The sequence below is a fragment of the Methyloceanibacter sp. genome (assembly GCF_050726195.1).
GTDB lineage: Bacteria > Pseudomonadota > Alphaproteobacteria > Rhizobiales > Methyloligellaceae > Methyloceanibacter.
In genome coordinates this window covers 18,949-32,310 of record NZ_JBOHJC010000001.1, presented here as the reverse complement: position 1 = coordinate 32,310, position 13,362 = coordinate 18,949, and the positions used below count along the sequence as shown (strand labels likewise).

The 13,362-nt window shown below is 64.1% G+C and carries 14 protein-coding genes; 10 read left to right on the top strand and 4 right to left on the bottom strand.

Going from position 1 to position 13,362, the window contains the following annotated elements:
- Window positions 1-7: 7 nt before the first annotated feature.
- Both ACRECX_RS00175 and ACRECX_RS00170 read right to left on the bottom strand, forming a co-directional pair.
- Window positions 8-736: an arginyltransferase gene (locus tag ACRECX_RS00175; protein ID WP_431556789.1), complete on the bottom strand. Its 729-nt coding sequence runs from the start codon at window positions 734-736 to the stop codon at window positions 8-10.
- A 116-nt stretch (window positions 737-852) separates the two neighbouring features.
- Window positions 853-1,347 (bottom strand): RDD family protein, encoded by a 495-nt coding sequence (locus ACRECX_RS00170; RefSeq protein ID WP_431556788.1) that lies wholly within the window; start codon window positions 1,345-1,347, stop codon window positions 853-855.
- 166 nt (window positions 1,348-1,513) lie between these two features.
- On the opposite strand from ACRECX_RS00170, the gene ACRECX_RS00165 reads away from it, so the two are divergent.
- The gene (locus ACRECX_RS00165; RefSeq protein ID WP_431556787.1) at window positions 1,514-2,140 is read left to right on the top strand and encodes a family 16 glycoside hydrolase; all 627 of its coding nucleotides are present in this window, start codon (window positions 1,514-1,516) and stop codon (window positions 2,138-2,140) included.
- Window positions 2,141-2,143: 3 nt separating this feature from the next.
- Here ACRECX_RS00165 and hemB read toward each other — a convergent pair whose 3' ends face one another.
- Together hemB and ACRECX_RS00155 are read right to left on the bottom strand one after the other, a co-directional pair.
- A complete protein-coding gene (gene hemB, locus ACRECX_RS00160; RefSeq protein WP_431556786.1) occupies window positions 2,144-3,190 on the bottom strand; it encodes a porphobilinogen synthase in 1,047 nt (348 codons plus the stop codon).
- Window positions 3,191-3,318: 128 nt separating this feature from the next.
- Window positions 3,319-4,320 (bottom strand): extensin family protein, encoded by a 1,002-nt coding sequence (locus ACRECX_RS00155; RefSeq protein WP_431556785.1) that lies wholly within the window; start codon window positions 4,318-4,320, stop codon window positions 3,319-3,321.
- A 112-nt stretch (window positions 4,321-4,432) separates the two neighbouring features.
- Between ACRECX_RS00155 and ACRECX_RS00150 the strand changes: the two genes are divergently transcribed.
- From ACRECX_RS00150 to ribH, 9 genes are all read left to right on the top strand, one after another.
- Window positions 4,433-5,500 carry an enoyl-CoA hydratase/isomerase family protein gene (locus ACRECX_RS00150; RefSeq protein WP_431556784.1) on the top strand — a complete coding sequence of 356 codons (1,068 nt, stop codon included), beginning with the start codon at window positions 4,433-4,435 and terminating at the stop codon, window positions 5,498-5,500.
- Window positions 5,501-5,645: 145 nt separating this feature from the next.
- On the top strand, window positions 5,646-6,155 hold the full coding sequence (gene ldtR, locus ACRECX_RS00145) for a transcriptional regulator LdtR (protein WP_431556783.1): 510 nt from the start codon (window positions 5,646-5,648) through the stop codon (window positions 6,153-6,155).
- Window positions 6,156-6,497: 342 nt separating this feature from the next.
- Window positions 6,498-7,922 (top strand): L,D-transpeptidase family protein, encoded by a 1,425-nt coding sequence (locus ACRECX_RS00140; protein ID WP_431556782.1) that lies wholly within the window; start codon window positions 6,498-6,500, stop codon window positions 7,920-7,922.
- Window positions 7,923-8,191: 269 nt separating this feature from the next.
- Complete coding sequence (gene glyA, locus ACRECX_RS00135) at window positions 8,192-9,499, top strand: serine hydroxymethyltransferase (RefSeq protein WP_431556781.1); 1,308 nt, start codon at window positions 8,192-8,194, stop codon at window positions 9,497-9,499.
- Window positions 9,500-9,540: 41 nt separating this feature from the next.
- Window positions 9,541-10,041 (top strand): transcriptional regulator NrdR, encoded by a 501-nt coding sequence (gene nrdR / locus ACRECX_RS00130; RefSeq protein ID WP_431556780.1) that lies wholly within the window; start codon window positions 9,541-9,543, stop codon window positions 10,039-10,041.
- 15 nt (window positions 10,042-10,056) lie between these two features.
- Window positions 10,057-11,187: a bifunctional diaminohydroxyphosphoribosylaminopyrimidine deaminase/5-amino-6-(5-phosphoribosylamino)uracil reductase RibD gene (gene ribD, locus ACRECX_RS00125; protein WP_431556779.1), complete on the top strand. Its 1,131-nt coding sequence runs from the start codon at window positions 10,057-10,059 to the stop codon at window positions 11,185-11,187.
- Window positions 11,160-11,765, top strand: coding sequence for a riboflavin synthase (locus ACRECX_RS00120; RefSeq protein ID WP_431556778.1), 606 nt, complete (start codon window positions 11,160-11,162; stop codon window positions 11,763-11,765). The genes ribD and ACRECX_RS00120 overlap by 28 nt, the downstream gene beginning before the upstream one ends.
- On the top strand, window positions 11,762-12,895 hold the full coding sequence (ribB, locus tag ACRECX_RS00115; RefSeq protein ID WP_431556777.1) for a 3,4-dihydroxy-2-butanone-4-phosphate synthase: 1,134 nt from the start codon (window positions 11,762-11,764) through the stop codon (window positions 12,893-12,895). The genes ACRECX_RS00120 and ribB overlap by 4 nt, the downstream gene beginning before the upstream one ends.
- A complete protein-coding gene (gene ribH, locus ACRECX_RS00110; RefSeq protein ID WP_431556776.1) occupies window positions 12,892-13,362 on the top strand; it encodes a 6,7-dimethyl-8-ribityllumazine synthase in 471 nt (156 codons plus the stop codon). Before ribB ends, ribH begins: the two co-directional genes overlap by 4 nt.

The following is a 13,362-nucleotide window of genomic DNA, read 5'->3' as shown; positions in this document are numbered from 1 at the left end:
CGCAGCCTCATCCGCGCACCCAGCCCTTCGACGTGAGCCGTTCCTGCGGCTGGAAGCGGTCCTTATAGCGCATCTTGCGGGAGCCCTCGATCCAGTAGCCGAGATAGACGAAGGGGTAGCCTTGCGCCCGGGCATAGTCGACGTGGTCGAGGATCATGTAAGTGCCGAGGCTCCGCGCCGGCAGGTCCGGCTCGTAGAAACTGTACACCATGGAGATTCCGTCGCTGAGACGGTCGCATAGCGCGACCCCCATGAGCGGCGCGTCGCCACTCTCGTCTGGCTTCAGCCGATACTCGGTAACGAAGGTTTCCACCACGCTGTCCTCGACCATCAGCGAATAGTCGAGCACGCTCATCTCCGCCATGCCGCCGTCGGCGTGGCGCGCCTCGATATAGGTGCGGAACAGCGCATATTGCTCGGAGCTCGGCGCCGGCGGCATGCGGGTCGCCACAAGATCGAGATTGGCGCGCGCGATACGTTTCAGGGAGCGGCGCGGCGCGAACTCATCCACCAGGATGCGCACGGGCACGCAGGCAGAGCACGCATCGCAATAGGGCATGTAGGCGATGTTCTGGCTGCGCCGGAACCCGCCCTTCAGCAGGTTGTCGATGAGGAAACCCGGCTTGTCGCGCGTGAGGTGCGTGAACAGCTTCCGCTCGAGCCGGCCGGGAAGATAGGGGCAGGGCTGCGGCGCGGTGATATAGAACTCGGGAAAGTTGCTCTTATGCTCTGTCACGGCCACCGACCTGAAGCGAATCCAAGTCAATCCGGGGCAAGCTTAGTGGATTGGAGGCCGGGCGCGCAATCCGCAAGCCTTGTCACAAAGCCACTAAAATTTGGAACTCCTCCAAGCTAGGGCCGGTTGATCACCACAACGCCCGCGAGAATGTCGTGCAGGCAGCGCTTGCGCTGGTCGAAGAACGCCCACAGCAGAATGGGGCAGAAAATCACCAGCGAGAACCAGAACAGGAGCGCGTGGAATGCCGCGATGAGCGGGGTCACCTTGCCGCCGTTCCACATATGCACGGAAAGCCCCATCATGCGCTGGCCGATCGTGGCCGAGTTCGGGCCGCCGATGGTGATGGCGTTGTAGCCGAGGCCGACCGCCGGGAACACCAAGCCGAACAGGAGCCAGGCCAGGCCCAGTGTGACGATGCCCAGTATCGCCACGGCGACCCAGGCGATGGCGGTTAACGCCAAGATGATGATGGCGTCGACGATAAAGGCCACCGAGCGTTTGCGGATCACCGCCTGAAACAGCTGAGGCTGGGTTACGGGATTATAGGCGTGCGGCTCGTCGCTGAAGCTGGTGGGGGCCGGATGGGGATGGGGGTGATGCTCAGTCATAGTGCCTCCGAATCGGGCCAAGCTTGCACGGTCAACATGGGTATCCCGTCACGCGCAGACAAGCGGGACAGCCCTCATAGGGCCGGACGGGTACGCCGGTTGCCGAGTCCGGGACGACGCGTTAAGGATTCTCTCTGGGCGCGACGAGGCTTACGGGGACGTAAGGATGCGGAAAACGGTGTTGTGGCTCGCGCTTGCCGGCCTTTTCACCGCCGCTTGCGGTCATGCGCTCGCCTGCGACGGCAGCAAGGTCATTTTCGAGGACAAGTTCGACGACGATGCCGGCGGATGGTCGCTGAGAGAGACCATCGAGGTGAAGGACGGCGCCTTCATCTTCAAGCTCCCGGCTGACGACATGCAGTCGAACCTCAACGTCACCTTCACCGTCGAGGACGCGGATATCTGCACCGAGGCGGTGTGGCCGCAAGGCGGCGATCAACCGATGCTCGGCGCCGGCCTGCTGTTCTGGGGCGAGGACAACCGCACCTATTATCAGTTCGGCATCCTCAACAACGGCAAGTTCTGGATCGCGCGCAAGCAGGGTGGCGAGTGGCTCGGCACTATCGCCGCCAATATCGAAACCCCCGCCATCAACACCGCGCCCGGCGCGTCCAACACCCTCCGCGTCGATGCCAAGGGCAACGCGCTCACCTTCTACATCAACGGTACGAAGGTACGCGAGTTGCGGGGGCAATCGCCGGCGGGCGGCTGGCGCTTCGGTCTCTCCGGCGACAATTTCGACAAAGGGAGGGAGGCGACGGTGATCTTCACCAACATGAAGGTCACCGACTGAGCGTTAGGTCGCGCTCTTCAGCCGTCTCGCCACTTCCGGCGCGAAATACGTGAACACGGCATCGGCACCGGCGCGCTTGAACGCCGTCAAGCTTTCCATGACCACCCGATCCCGATCGAGCCAGCCACGCTCGGCCGCGCCCACGATCATCGCGTACTCGCCGGAGGTCTGGTAGACGAACGTCGGCAGCTTGAACGCTTCCTTCACCTGCCACACGATGTCGAGATAAGGGAGCCCCGGCTTCACCATCAGCATGTCGGCGCCTTCGGCGACGTCGAGCGCCGCCTCGCGCAGCGCCTCGTCGCCGTTGGCCGGGTCCATCTGATAGGCCTTCTTGTCGCCGCGGAACTGCGCGCTTGAGCCGACCGCCTCGCGGAACGGCCCATAGAACGCCGAAGCGTACTTGACGGCGTAGCTCAGGATCTGCGTTTCGGTGAAACGGTTTTGTTCGAGCGCGGCGCGGATCGCGCCGATGCGGCCGTCCATCATGTCGGAGGGTGCAAGGATGTCGCAGCCGGCTTCCGCCTGAACCAGCGCCTGGGTGATCAGCGCCTCGACGGTGCGATCGTTGTCGACTTCGCCAGCGTCGTTCAGAAGTCCGTCATGGCCGTGGCTCGTATAGGGATCGAGCGCCACGTCGCAGATGAGGCCGATCTCCGGCACCGCCGACTTGATGGCGCGCACCGCCCGGCACACCAGATTGCCGGGGTTGAAGGCTTCGCTCGCCTCCTCATCACGAAGCGAGGCATCGGTGTTGGGGAAGATGGCGATGGCAGGAATCCCAAGCCTCGCCGCTTCCTCCGCCGCCTTGACGGCAAGGTCGATTGAGAGACGCTCCACGCCCGGCATCGCCTTGACCTCGGAGCGCTGCCGCTCGCCCTCGATGACGAAGATCGGCCATACGAGGTCGTCGGTCGTGAGCGTCGTCTCGCGCACGAGCCTTCGCGACCAGTCGGCACGGCGGTTGCGCCTGAGCCGCGTGGCCGGATAGCCGGGCTTTGGGTAGCCGGTCGCCTTCGCGCCGCTCCGCTTGGCACGCTCGGTGCGCAAGGAGACAGCCTTATCTTTGGACGGTGACGCCACGCCTGGTCCTGCGTTCTGTGACTAACGAGCCGAGAAACTACCACTCGGGGCACCCGGCTTAAAGACGGTGCGGCAAACATGGTTTGCCGTTTGAATTACTCGCAGTAGCTGGAGTGGCGGCGTGCCTTCATGTCGAAGTGAAAGTGATCCTTGTGAGCCGCGTTTGCGTCTGGCCCAAGCACCGTGCCGAACATCTTGCAAGCGTCAGCATGCATGGCTCTGAGGAAAACAGCACGGGGTTCTGCCGAAGGAGCGGGTGCTGGCGGCTTGGCCTCCGGCGGCAAGGGGAGGGCGGCCTCAGCGGGAGCGGAGATCGGGGCCACGAAAGGGTTCGTCTTGACGCCGGTGCTTCGCGCCTTTGGCGGGACGAACGGATTCGCTGTTGGTTTGGACGCCGCGACGGTCGGCGTGAGGGCGATGGTCTGCTTCACCTTCACGACCGTGGCAGTCGTCTCATCGGCGAAAGCAGGCGGCTTCTCGGTAACGACCGTGCGCGGCCAACTGTCTAGGACCGTAATGCGCTCGCCCGAGGCAAGTTCGAACTCGGCGATGTCGAGCGCATTGGCCAGCGCATGCTCGCTGATCTTGGTGTCGATGTCGCCGTAGCGGTTGCGGCAGATATAGGACGAGGCATTGCGGATCTTCACGACCGGAGCGTCGAACGAGGCCTTCGCCGCAAGCTGCACCTTATCCTTGAGCCAGGCGTCGAGCTTGGCGGCGAGGGGGCAGGTGATTGTGGCCGGAGGCTCGATCGCCACCTCGGGATTGGCGCCGATCGACCGGACGAGGATCGGCGCGGGCGCGCCGCACAGGCCTTCCTTGATCGGCGGCAAGGTCTCGTAGTCGAGCGCCAGCCCGGTAAGGAGGTTTTTGCAGGCAGCTTCCGCCTTGGCGACGGCAGTGTCGCTCCACGCCACGGTCGTCGCCTCGCCGGGAAGGCTCGGCCGCTCGGTCTCCGCCGTCTCGGTCGCTAGCGTCCCGCTACGCGCCGGGTTCCGGTCCGGCTGCGGCGGCGCGTCCGTGTCCTGACCCAATGCGGCGACCGGCAGCGCGAGGAGGGCCGCGATGACAAGCCCCGGCACCGCGTTTCGCATCATTTGGCGTCCTTGTGCATCTTTGCCAAAGCTTGTGGTTTCCGCCATTGAGTGCTAGCTGCCGCGGGCCTTTCCAAGGCGGGAATTCGACGAATTTGGCCGGGGATCATCGCCATTGTCCGAAGCGCTTGGCATCACGTTCGAGGAAGTCGACCGCGCCGGGGTGGTGACCCTCAACCGTCCGTCGCGATTAAACGCGCTGTCGCGCGAAATGTTCGAGGCCTTGAGCGCACATTACCGGCGCTGGGCGCCTGCGCCGCACATCTACGGCGTAGTGATGCAATCGGCCCATCCCTCCGTGTTCTGCAGCGGCGGCGACCTCAAGGTCCTGAACGCGCTGAACGAGCAGGGCGCCACCGAGGCGATTCGCGAGTTCTATCGCGCCGCTTATAGCCATGTTTGGCTGCTCGAGAAATTCATCAGGCCGAACGTGCCCCTGATCAACGGCCTCTGTTTTGGCGGCGGTGTTGGCATCACGCTGTTCGGCACCCATTGCGTCGCGGGGGAGGGCTACCGCTTTGCCATGCCGCAAGTGGGTATTGGCTTCCTGCCCGATATCGGCGGCACGTATTTTCTGCCGCGCCTCTTCGGCTGGACTGGCGTCTATCTCGCGCTCACGGGCCGCACCGTCGGTCCAGCCGACGCGCACCGCTTGCGCCTGGTGAGCCACTACATCCCCGCTACCCATTTCGGCGTGATCAAGGATGCGCTCGCCGACAACCACCCCATCGACCGCCTCCTGGACGGGCTGCATCGCGATCCCGGCGAAGGCGAACTTGTAAGACACACGCCGGCCATCGACCGCATCTTCTCCGCAGGCTCGGTGGAGGAGATCCTCGCCCGTCTCGACGCTGAGGAAGGCGAGGACGCGGCCTGGGCCAAGGAGACGGCGGCGGAGCTACGCAAGAAGTCGCCGACCTCGCTCAAGATTGCCTTTGCGCAGATGCAGGCCGGCAAGTCGCTCGATCTCGCGCAGGCGCTGAAGCTCGAGTTTAGCCTTGCCTCACATCTCGTCGGCACCCACGACTACCGCGAGGGCATCGCTGCGCGGATCGGCGGCAAGGGGCGCGTGCCGAACTGGCAGCCTGCAACCCTAGCGGACGTTGATGACGAAGTGATCGAGCGCCTGTTTTCGACCCCCATCGACGGCGAACTCGAGCTCGACGAGCGCTTGGGCCCTTGAGACTGCTCAAACGCGCAGCAACATCATCAAAACTTAATCCTAGAATTTCATGCAATCTTAAGCGTCTCGCTTAAGCGGATTTTAGGCTGCCAAGCATATTCTCGCCGCCAAGTTGGGGATTAACAACAACTAACGAGGGTAGGCGATGAATGTAGCCCTGGACTTAGGGAAAGATGTTCGTTCGGAAGAGGCAGAAGACCTCAAGGGACGCTATCTAGTTTCCTTGAAACTCGTCGAGCGGCTCCACCGGTTGCTGCTGGATGTCATTAAAGATGAATTCGAGCGCTTGGGTCGCGTCGATGTCAACAGCGTGCAGGCGCTGTTGCTCTACAACATCGGCGATGCCGAGCTCACGGCGGGCGAGCTCACCAGCCGTGGGTATTATCTCGGCTCCAACGTCTCGTACAATCTGAAGAAGCTGGTTGACGCTGGCTATATTCACCATCAGCGCTCGACCACCGACCGCCGGTCTGTGCGGGTAAGCCTCACCGAAAAGGGCCAAGAAGTGTCCAAGGTGGTGAACGGCCTGTTCCAAAGGCAGTTGAAGTCCTTGCAGCAGGTCGGTGGCATCGGGCAAGACGATCTGGAGACGCTCAACAAAGCCTTGATCCGGCTCGAGCGCTTCTGGACCGATCAGATCCGCTACCAGCTCTAGCCCTCGCACATTTGCCAGTTTCCTCGCCCCGGCGGGATGAACTTCCGCCGGGGCGTCTGCTTTTGCGTGCCGGGCAGCCCAAATTCGCCCTATTCTGCAGATAACTTGAAGCTAGTCCGCGCCACGTAATTCCTGCGACGAGGGCGGCTGATGAGGGAAGCTATCTAGAGGTTTGTCGCGGCGTGCGCGGTTGCAGCCTCCAAGGCTCGCCTTGGCCTCAGTCTTGGTTAAAGAATTTGTGTCACCAAGCGAGGATTAAGGCGGGCCCGAAACGAGTAGAGCGGTAAACGTAAAGCGCTTATAGTTAAGCGAAGATGGGCCGCAACGGACGGGGACCGGCACATGCCGAAGTTTACGTGCAGATTGAGCGGCGGGGCGATCCTTGCCGCCATCGGATTGGCTGTCGCCCTTCTCGTCGTCAGCGTTGAGCCGTCGAGCGCCGGGCCATTCAATTGGTTCAAGGGCAAGAATCAGGGCCAAGGCCAAAACCAGCCCCCCGACCAGTACAACCAGTATCAAGCGCCGCAGGCGCAGCCGGGCCCGCCGCAGGGCGGCGGCGGTCTGTTCGGCGGCTTGTTTGGCGGGGGCAAGGGTGCATCGCGTACTGCTCCCAGCCATGAGTCGCACGCTTCCGAGCTCCCCGAGGGCGACCCCGAGGTCGCCATGATCGTCAACCCGGCCCTCGGCTTGCCGACTCTGTCCACCAACAACATCGCGGCGACCAAGGCGGCCATTGAGAAGTACAAAGCGATCGTGGCGCAAGGCGGCTGGCCGGCCGTACCGGCCGTGGCGATGAAGCCTGGCGCGCGCGGTCAGGAGATCGTCATCCTGCACAAGCGGCTTGAGGTCAGCGGCGATCTCGTCGGCATGAGCATCCCCGACGAGTACGACGCCGCGGTCGTCGCCGCGATGAAGAAGTTCCAAGTTCGTCACGGACTGCCCCCCACGGGCGTGGTCGACTCAAAGGCGACAGTCGAAGCGTTGAACGTCCCGGCGAGCGTGCGTCTCGCTCAGCTCGAGGCAAATCTGCGGCGTCTGCAAAGTCTCGCGCCCTCGGCAGCCGGCCGCCACGTGCTCGTCAACGTCCCCGCGGCCCAGGTCGAAGCCGTCGAAGGCCGCCAGGTGGTCCAGCGTCACGCCGCCGTCGTCGGCAAGATCGAGCGGCCGACCCCGGAACTCTCCAGCAAGATCTCGGAGATCAACTTCAATCCCTATTGGCACGTGCCAAGAAGCATCGTCCATAAGGACCTCGTGCCAAAGGGCCGTCAATTCGCGCAGCGCGGCCAGGACATGCTGGCGGCCTACCACATGGAGGCGTTCGACCAGCAGGGCAACCCGCTCGATCCGCGGCAGATCGATTGGTTCGGCGAAGCGGTCTACAGCTATAATTTCCGACAGCGCCCTTGGGAGGAGAACTCCCTCGGCTTCGTGAAGATCAATTTCGCGAACAAGGATGCCGTGTATTTGCATGATACGCCGCTCAAGAGCCTGTTCGGCAAGGCCATCCGCTTCGAAAGCTCCGGCTGCGTCCGCGTCCACAACGTCTCGTCGCTTGTCGCCTGGATCATGCGCGACAATCCCGGTTGGAGCCTCAACCGCATCGAGCAGATGAAGCACACGGGCGAGCAGATCGACGTCAAGGTGGCCAACCCGATTCCGATCTATCTGGCCTATGTGAGCGCCTGGGCAACGCCCGACGGGCAGGTGCATTTCCGCCCGGATATCTATAACCACGACGCTGGCGCCTTCACCGCCTCGGCGTACTGAGCCATCTAGAAACGTAAGCGGCCATCCAGTTTCCTCCGGATGAACTCTTGCGTGTGGCGCACACCTAAGCCACTCGAAATCCTTTGGTTTTAGGCGACCGCTGGATTAGCCTGGTCGGCGCAGTCTATGGTTGGGGTGTTGCTGGCGCAGTCCCGCGACATGTGGTAGAGGCAGCCAAACGTGCCTAAAGTGCGCGCGACATGAGGAGAGCCCGCGGGGCGCATTCGTCTTAGGCCGGCGGGAAGTTTGAGCTCGAGGAGCAGTTAGCCATGACGGCAAGTGATATTCGCCGCGCCGAGGCGCGCGAGAGCAGCTTTTTCACCAAGCCCTTGGAAGATGCCGATCCCGAAGTGTGGGAGGCCATCGAGAACGAGCACGAGCGTCAGCAGAACGAGATCGAGCTGATCGCCTCCGAGAATATCGTTTCCAAGGCCGTCCTCGAGGCAGCCGGCACGCTCCTCACCAACAAATATGCCGAAGGCTATCCTGGCCGACGCTATTACGGCGGCTGCCAGCATGTCGATGTTGTCGAGCAGATCGCGATCGACCGGGCCAAGCGCCTGTTCAACTGCGCATTCGCCAACGTCCAGCCCCATTCGGGCAGCCAAGCCAATCAGTCGGTGATGCTCGCGCTGATCAAGCCCGGCGACACCATCCTCGGCATGGGGCTTGCGCATGGTGGTCATCTCACCCACGGCGCGCCGCCCAACCTCTCCGGCAAGTGGTTCAACGCTGTGCAATATGGCGTGACCCGGGACACCAATCTCATCGACTATGATGAGGTCGAGCGGCTCGCGCACGAGCACAAGCCGGCCATGATCATCGCCGGCGGCTCGGCCTATCCGCGCCAGATCGACTTTAAGCGATTCCGCGCCATCGCCGATTCCGTCGGCGCCTATCTCATGGTCGACATGGCACACTTTGCCGGCCTGGTCGCTGCCGGCCTCCATCCGAGCCCGCTGCCCCATGCCCATGTGTGCACCACCACCACGCATAAGACGTTGCGTGGGCCCCGCTCGGGCATGGTCGTCTCCAACGACGAGGAGATCGGCAAGAAGATCAACTCTTCAGTGTTTCCCGGCCTGCAAGGCGGCCCCTTGATGCATGTCATCGCCGCCAAGGCCGTGGCCTTTGGCGAGGCGCTACAGCCATCATTCAAGCTCTATGCGCAGCAGGTCATCGACAACGCCAAGGCGCTCGGCGAGACCCTGGTCAACGGCGGCCTCGCGCTCGTCTCAGGCGGTACCGACACACACCTGATGCTGGTGGATTTGCGGCCCAAGAAGCTCACCGGCAAAGCCGCCGAGATCGCCCTTGGCCGGGCGCACATCACCTGCAACAAGAATGGCGTGCCCTTCGATCCGGAGAAGCCCATGGTCACTTCCGGCATTCGCCTGGGCTCGCCAGCAGGTACCACGCGCGGCTTCGGTATCACCGATTTCCAATCGGTCGGCAGCATGATCCTCGAAGTGCTCGATGGCCTCGCCGCCAACGGCGACGACGGCAACCGCGCCGTGGAGGAGAAGGTGAAGAAGCGTGCCATCGAGCTTTGCGAGCGCCATCCGATTTATCCGTAAGCGTCGGGGCGTGACGGTGAGGAAGGGGAGGGCGGTCGCGCATGCGGTGCCCCTATTGTGGCAGCACCAACACGCAAGTGAAGGATTCTCGCCCTAGCGAGGATCACACCACAATTAGGCGCCGGCGCGTTTGCGCCGACTGCGGCGGACGCTTCACCACGTTCGAGCGCGTGCAGCTGCGCGAGCTGACTGTGATCAAGCGGAGCGGACGCCGTATTCCGTTCGACCGCGACAAGCTGATGCGGTCGGTGCAGATCGCGCTGCGCAAGCGCCCGGTTGAGCCGGAGCGCGTCGAGCGCATGGTGAGCGGCATCGTGCGCCGCCTCGAGAACATGGGCGAGAACGACATCCGCTCGGAGACCATCGGCCATCTGGTGATGGAGGCATTGAAGGGTCTCGACGATGTGGCCTATGTGAGGTTCGCCTCCGTCTACAAGAATTTCCGCGAGGCTAAGGATTTCGAGGTGCTGCTCGGCGAGCTGGCGGGGACTGAGGGTGGCGAGGAGCCGGAGGCGAGCGAGGCCGCCGCCGCCGAAGAGTAGATAGGCCCCTATCCCATGACCCCGAGCGACGAAGAGCATATGGCGCAGGCCCTTGTGCTGGCGCGGCGCGGACTTGGGCTCACCTGGCCGAACCCGTCCGTGGGGTCGATCGTCGTCACGGCCGATGGCGAGCTCGTCGGCCGCGGCTGGACGGCGCCGGGAGGCCGTCCTCATGCCGAGGCTGTGGCGCTCGAGCATGCCGGCGCCAAGACCGAAGGCGGCACCATTTACGTCACCCTTGAGCCTTGCGCCCACGAGGGGCGCGGCCTGGCGTGCGCCGATGCGATTGTTGCGGCGAAACCTGCGCGCGCCGTGATCGCCTTGCGCGATCCCGATCCGCGCACCGCGGGCCGCGGGATTGCACGCCTGAAGGACGCCGGCATCGCCGTCGAGGAGGGCGTCTTGACGGCGGAGGCCGCCTCGGTCGCCCTCGGTCATCTGATGCGCGTCATGCACGGGCGCCCGGCAGTGACGCTCAAGCTTGCCGTCGGCGCCGACGGGCTCGTGCCGCAAGGACAGGGACAGCCCGTCTGGATCACCGGCCCCGACGCCCGCGCCCACGGTCACCTGCTGCGTTCCAGAAGCGACGCAATCCTAGTCGGCCGCGGCACGATCCTGTCCGACGATCCCTCGCTCACCTGCCGACTTCCTGGCATGTCCTGCCGCTCTCCAATCCGCGTCGTGCTCGACCGCCGCCTGCGCACGCCGCCCGAGGCAAAGCTCTTCGACGACATGATGGTGCCGGTCTGGCTGATCTGCGCCGAGGGCGAAAATCTTGCGAATGCGGAGCCACTGCAAGAGCGCGGCGCGGAAATCGTGCCGGTCCCCGTCGACGATCACGGCCTCATCGAAGTTCGAGACGCCTTGGAGACGCTGGCGGCACGCGGCATCACCCGGGTGCTGGTCGAAGGCGGCCCCTCGGTGGCGCGCGCCTTCCTCGACGCCGATCTCGTGGACGAGGCTGTGATCTACCAGGGCCCTAGCTCCGTAGGCGCCGACGGCCTCATGCCGTTTGCCGGCGATGGCCTTGATCGCCTCACGGGAAGCCGCGATTTCACGAAGGTCGCCTCGCGCGCCTTCGGGCCGGACCGGATGACATTGTGGCGGCGGATGCGAACATGTTCACTGGCATTGTCAGCGGCGTAGGGACGCTCCTTGAGCGGAACGGGTCGCGCTATTCGATCGCCTCTCCCTACAAACGGAAGAGCCTCCAGGAAGGCGCGTCGGTCGCCTGCGACGGCTGTTGCCTGACCGTCGTCGCTGTCAGCAAGGCAAAGGGTGACGGGGCCGTGTTGGCAGTGGACGTGTCCAACGAAACCTTGGCCAGCACGACGCTTGGGGAATGGCAGGCGGGGCGGCGCATCAATCTGGAGCGGGCGCTTGCGCTGGGCGAGGAGCTTGGCGGGCATATCGTCACGGGCCATGTCGACGGCCGTGCCAAAGTCCTCGCCCGTCACGAGGACGGCGCCAGTGTCAGGTTCGTCTTGGAGGCGCCGGCCGAGCTTGCCGGCTTCATTGCGCCGAAAGGCTCCGTTGCGCTCGACGGCGTTTCGCTCACCGTTAACGAAGCCGATAGTAACCGCTTCGGCGTCAACGTCATTCCCTACACGCTCACTCACACCACGTGGGGAGACCGGGCGCCCGGCGATCTGGTAAACCTTGAAGTTGATCTTCTCGCGCGCTACGTGGCGCGGCTGGCACAGCACGAAGGCGGCAGACCGTGACCGTTTTGAAGACATCGCACAGGGCGCCCCACCACGAGTTCCTCTCGCCGATCGAGGAGGTGATCGAGGACGCGCGCAACGGCCGCATGTTCATCCTCGTCGACGCAGAGGAGCGTGAGAACGAGGGTGACCTCGTCATTCCGGCGCAGATGGCGACGCCTGACGCCATCAATTTCATGGCAAAGCATGGCAGAGGGCTCGTCTGCCTCGCGCTCACGCCCGAACGCGCCAAGCGGCTTCATCTCGAGTTGATGTCGCGGTCGAACCGCTCGCGGCTCTCGACCGCTTTCACCGTATCAATCGAGGCGCGCGAGGGGGTCTCGACGGGAATTTCAGCCCATGACCGCGCGCACACCATCTCGGTCGCCATCGACCCCACCAAGGACTATCGCGACGTGATGACCCCCGGCCACGTGTTCCCGCTGCTGGCCAAGGAGGGCGGGGTACTCGTCCGCGCCGGTCACACCGAGGCGGCCGTGGACGTGGCACGCCTCGCCGGCCTTTACCCCGCCGGCGTGATCTGCGAGATCATGAACGACGACGGCACCATGGCGCGGCTTCCCGACCTTGTCGGTTTCGCTCGGACCCACGGCCTCAAGATCGCCGCCATCGCCGATCTCATCGCCTACCGGCTGCGCTACGACCATCTGGTGAGAGTGGCGGCGGAGACCACCCTCGACAGCCCCTACGGCGAATTCGCCGTGAAGGTCTACGCCACGACTGTCGACCCGGCTGAGCACGTGGCGCTCGTCAAAGGCGACGTGGCCTCCGGCGGCCCCGTGCTCGTGCGCGTCCACGCCCTGAACACGCTCGACGATGTTCTGGCCTCTGGCGCTGGCCGCGAGAATGCCATCCACAAGGCTATGGACATTATCGCCCGCGAGGGCCGCGGCGTCATCGTTCTCATCCGGGAATCGCGGCCCGACGCTATGTCCACGCGCTTGAAGCAGGCGGCATCCGGGCAAGGCCAGCAGCGGCTCATCGAGTATGGCATCGGCGCGCAGATCCTGCTCGATCTCGGCGTGAGCGAGATGGTGCTTCTGTCGAACTCGCCGGCGCGCAAGATCGTCGGCCTCGAAGGCTACGGGCTTAAGGTCGCTGGCCATCGCAGCCTGGAGCGGACCTCATGACCCGTAAGGGACCAAAGTCGGTCCTCATCATCGAGGCGCGATTCTATGAGGACATCGCCGACGAGCTTGCCCGCGGCGCCATCGAGGAACTGCGCGGCAATCACGTGGACTATGAGCGCATCGCGGTGCCTGGCTCGCTCGAGATCGCGCTCGCGCTCAGCCTCGCACTCGCCAACGGCTTTGTCGGCCGGGCCGGACGCCATCGCGGCTGCATTGCGCTTGGCTGCGTGATCCGCGGGCAGACAGCCCACTACGAAATCGTTGCCAGGGAATCTGCGGCGGGCCTGCATCAGCTCGCCGTGCAACATGGCGTGCCCATCGGCATGGGCATTCTCACCTGCGACACCAGGGAGCAGGCCTGGGAGCGCGCAAGCGTGGACGGACGCAACAAAGGGGGCGATGCCGCCCGCGCCTGTCTCACCTTGATGCGTCTCGAGCAGCATTTCTCCTCCGCGAGCCGGCGCTAG

Coding starts and splice junctions, on each gene's coding strand:
- ACRECX_RS00140 (WP_431556782.1), top strand. CDS start 6,498: ATGCCGAAGTTTACGTGCAGATTGAGCGGCGGGGCGATCCTTGCCGCC.
- ribH (WP_431556776.1), top strand. CDS start 12,892: ATGACCCGTAAGGGACCAAAGTCGGTCCTCATCATCGAGGCGCGATTC.
- nrdR (WP_431556780.1), top strand. CDS start 9,541: ATGCGGTGCCCCTATTGTGGCAGCACCAACACGCAAGTGAAGGATTCT.
- ACRECX_RS00165 (WP_431556787.1), top strand. CDS start 1,514: ATGCGGAAAACGGTGTTGTGGCTCGCGCTTGCCGGCCTTTTCACCGCC.
- ribD (WP_431556779.1), top strand. CDS start 10,057: ATGACCCCGAGCGACGAAGAGCATATGGCGCAGGCCCTTGTGCTGGCG.
- ldtR (WP_431556783.1), top strand. CDS start 5,646: ATGAATGTAGCCCTGGACTTAGGGAAAGATGTTCGTTCGGAAGAGGCA.
- ACRECX_RS00120 (WP_431556778.1), top strand. CDS start 11,160: ATGTTCACTGGCATTGTCAGCGGCGTAGGGACGCTCCTTGAGCGGAAC.
- glyA (WP_431556781.1), top strand. CDS start 8,192: ATGACGGCAAGTGATATTCGCCGCGCCGAGGCGCGCGAGAGCAGCTTT.
- ACRECX_RS00170 (WP_431556788.1), bottom strand. CDS start 1,347: ATGACTGAGCATCACCCCCATCCCCATCCGGCCCCCACCAGCTTCAGC.
- ACRECX_RS00155 (WP_431556785.1), bottom strand. CDS start 4,320: ATGATGCGAAACGCGGTGCCGGGGCTTGTCATCGCGGCCCTCCTCGCG.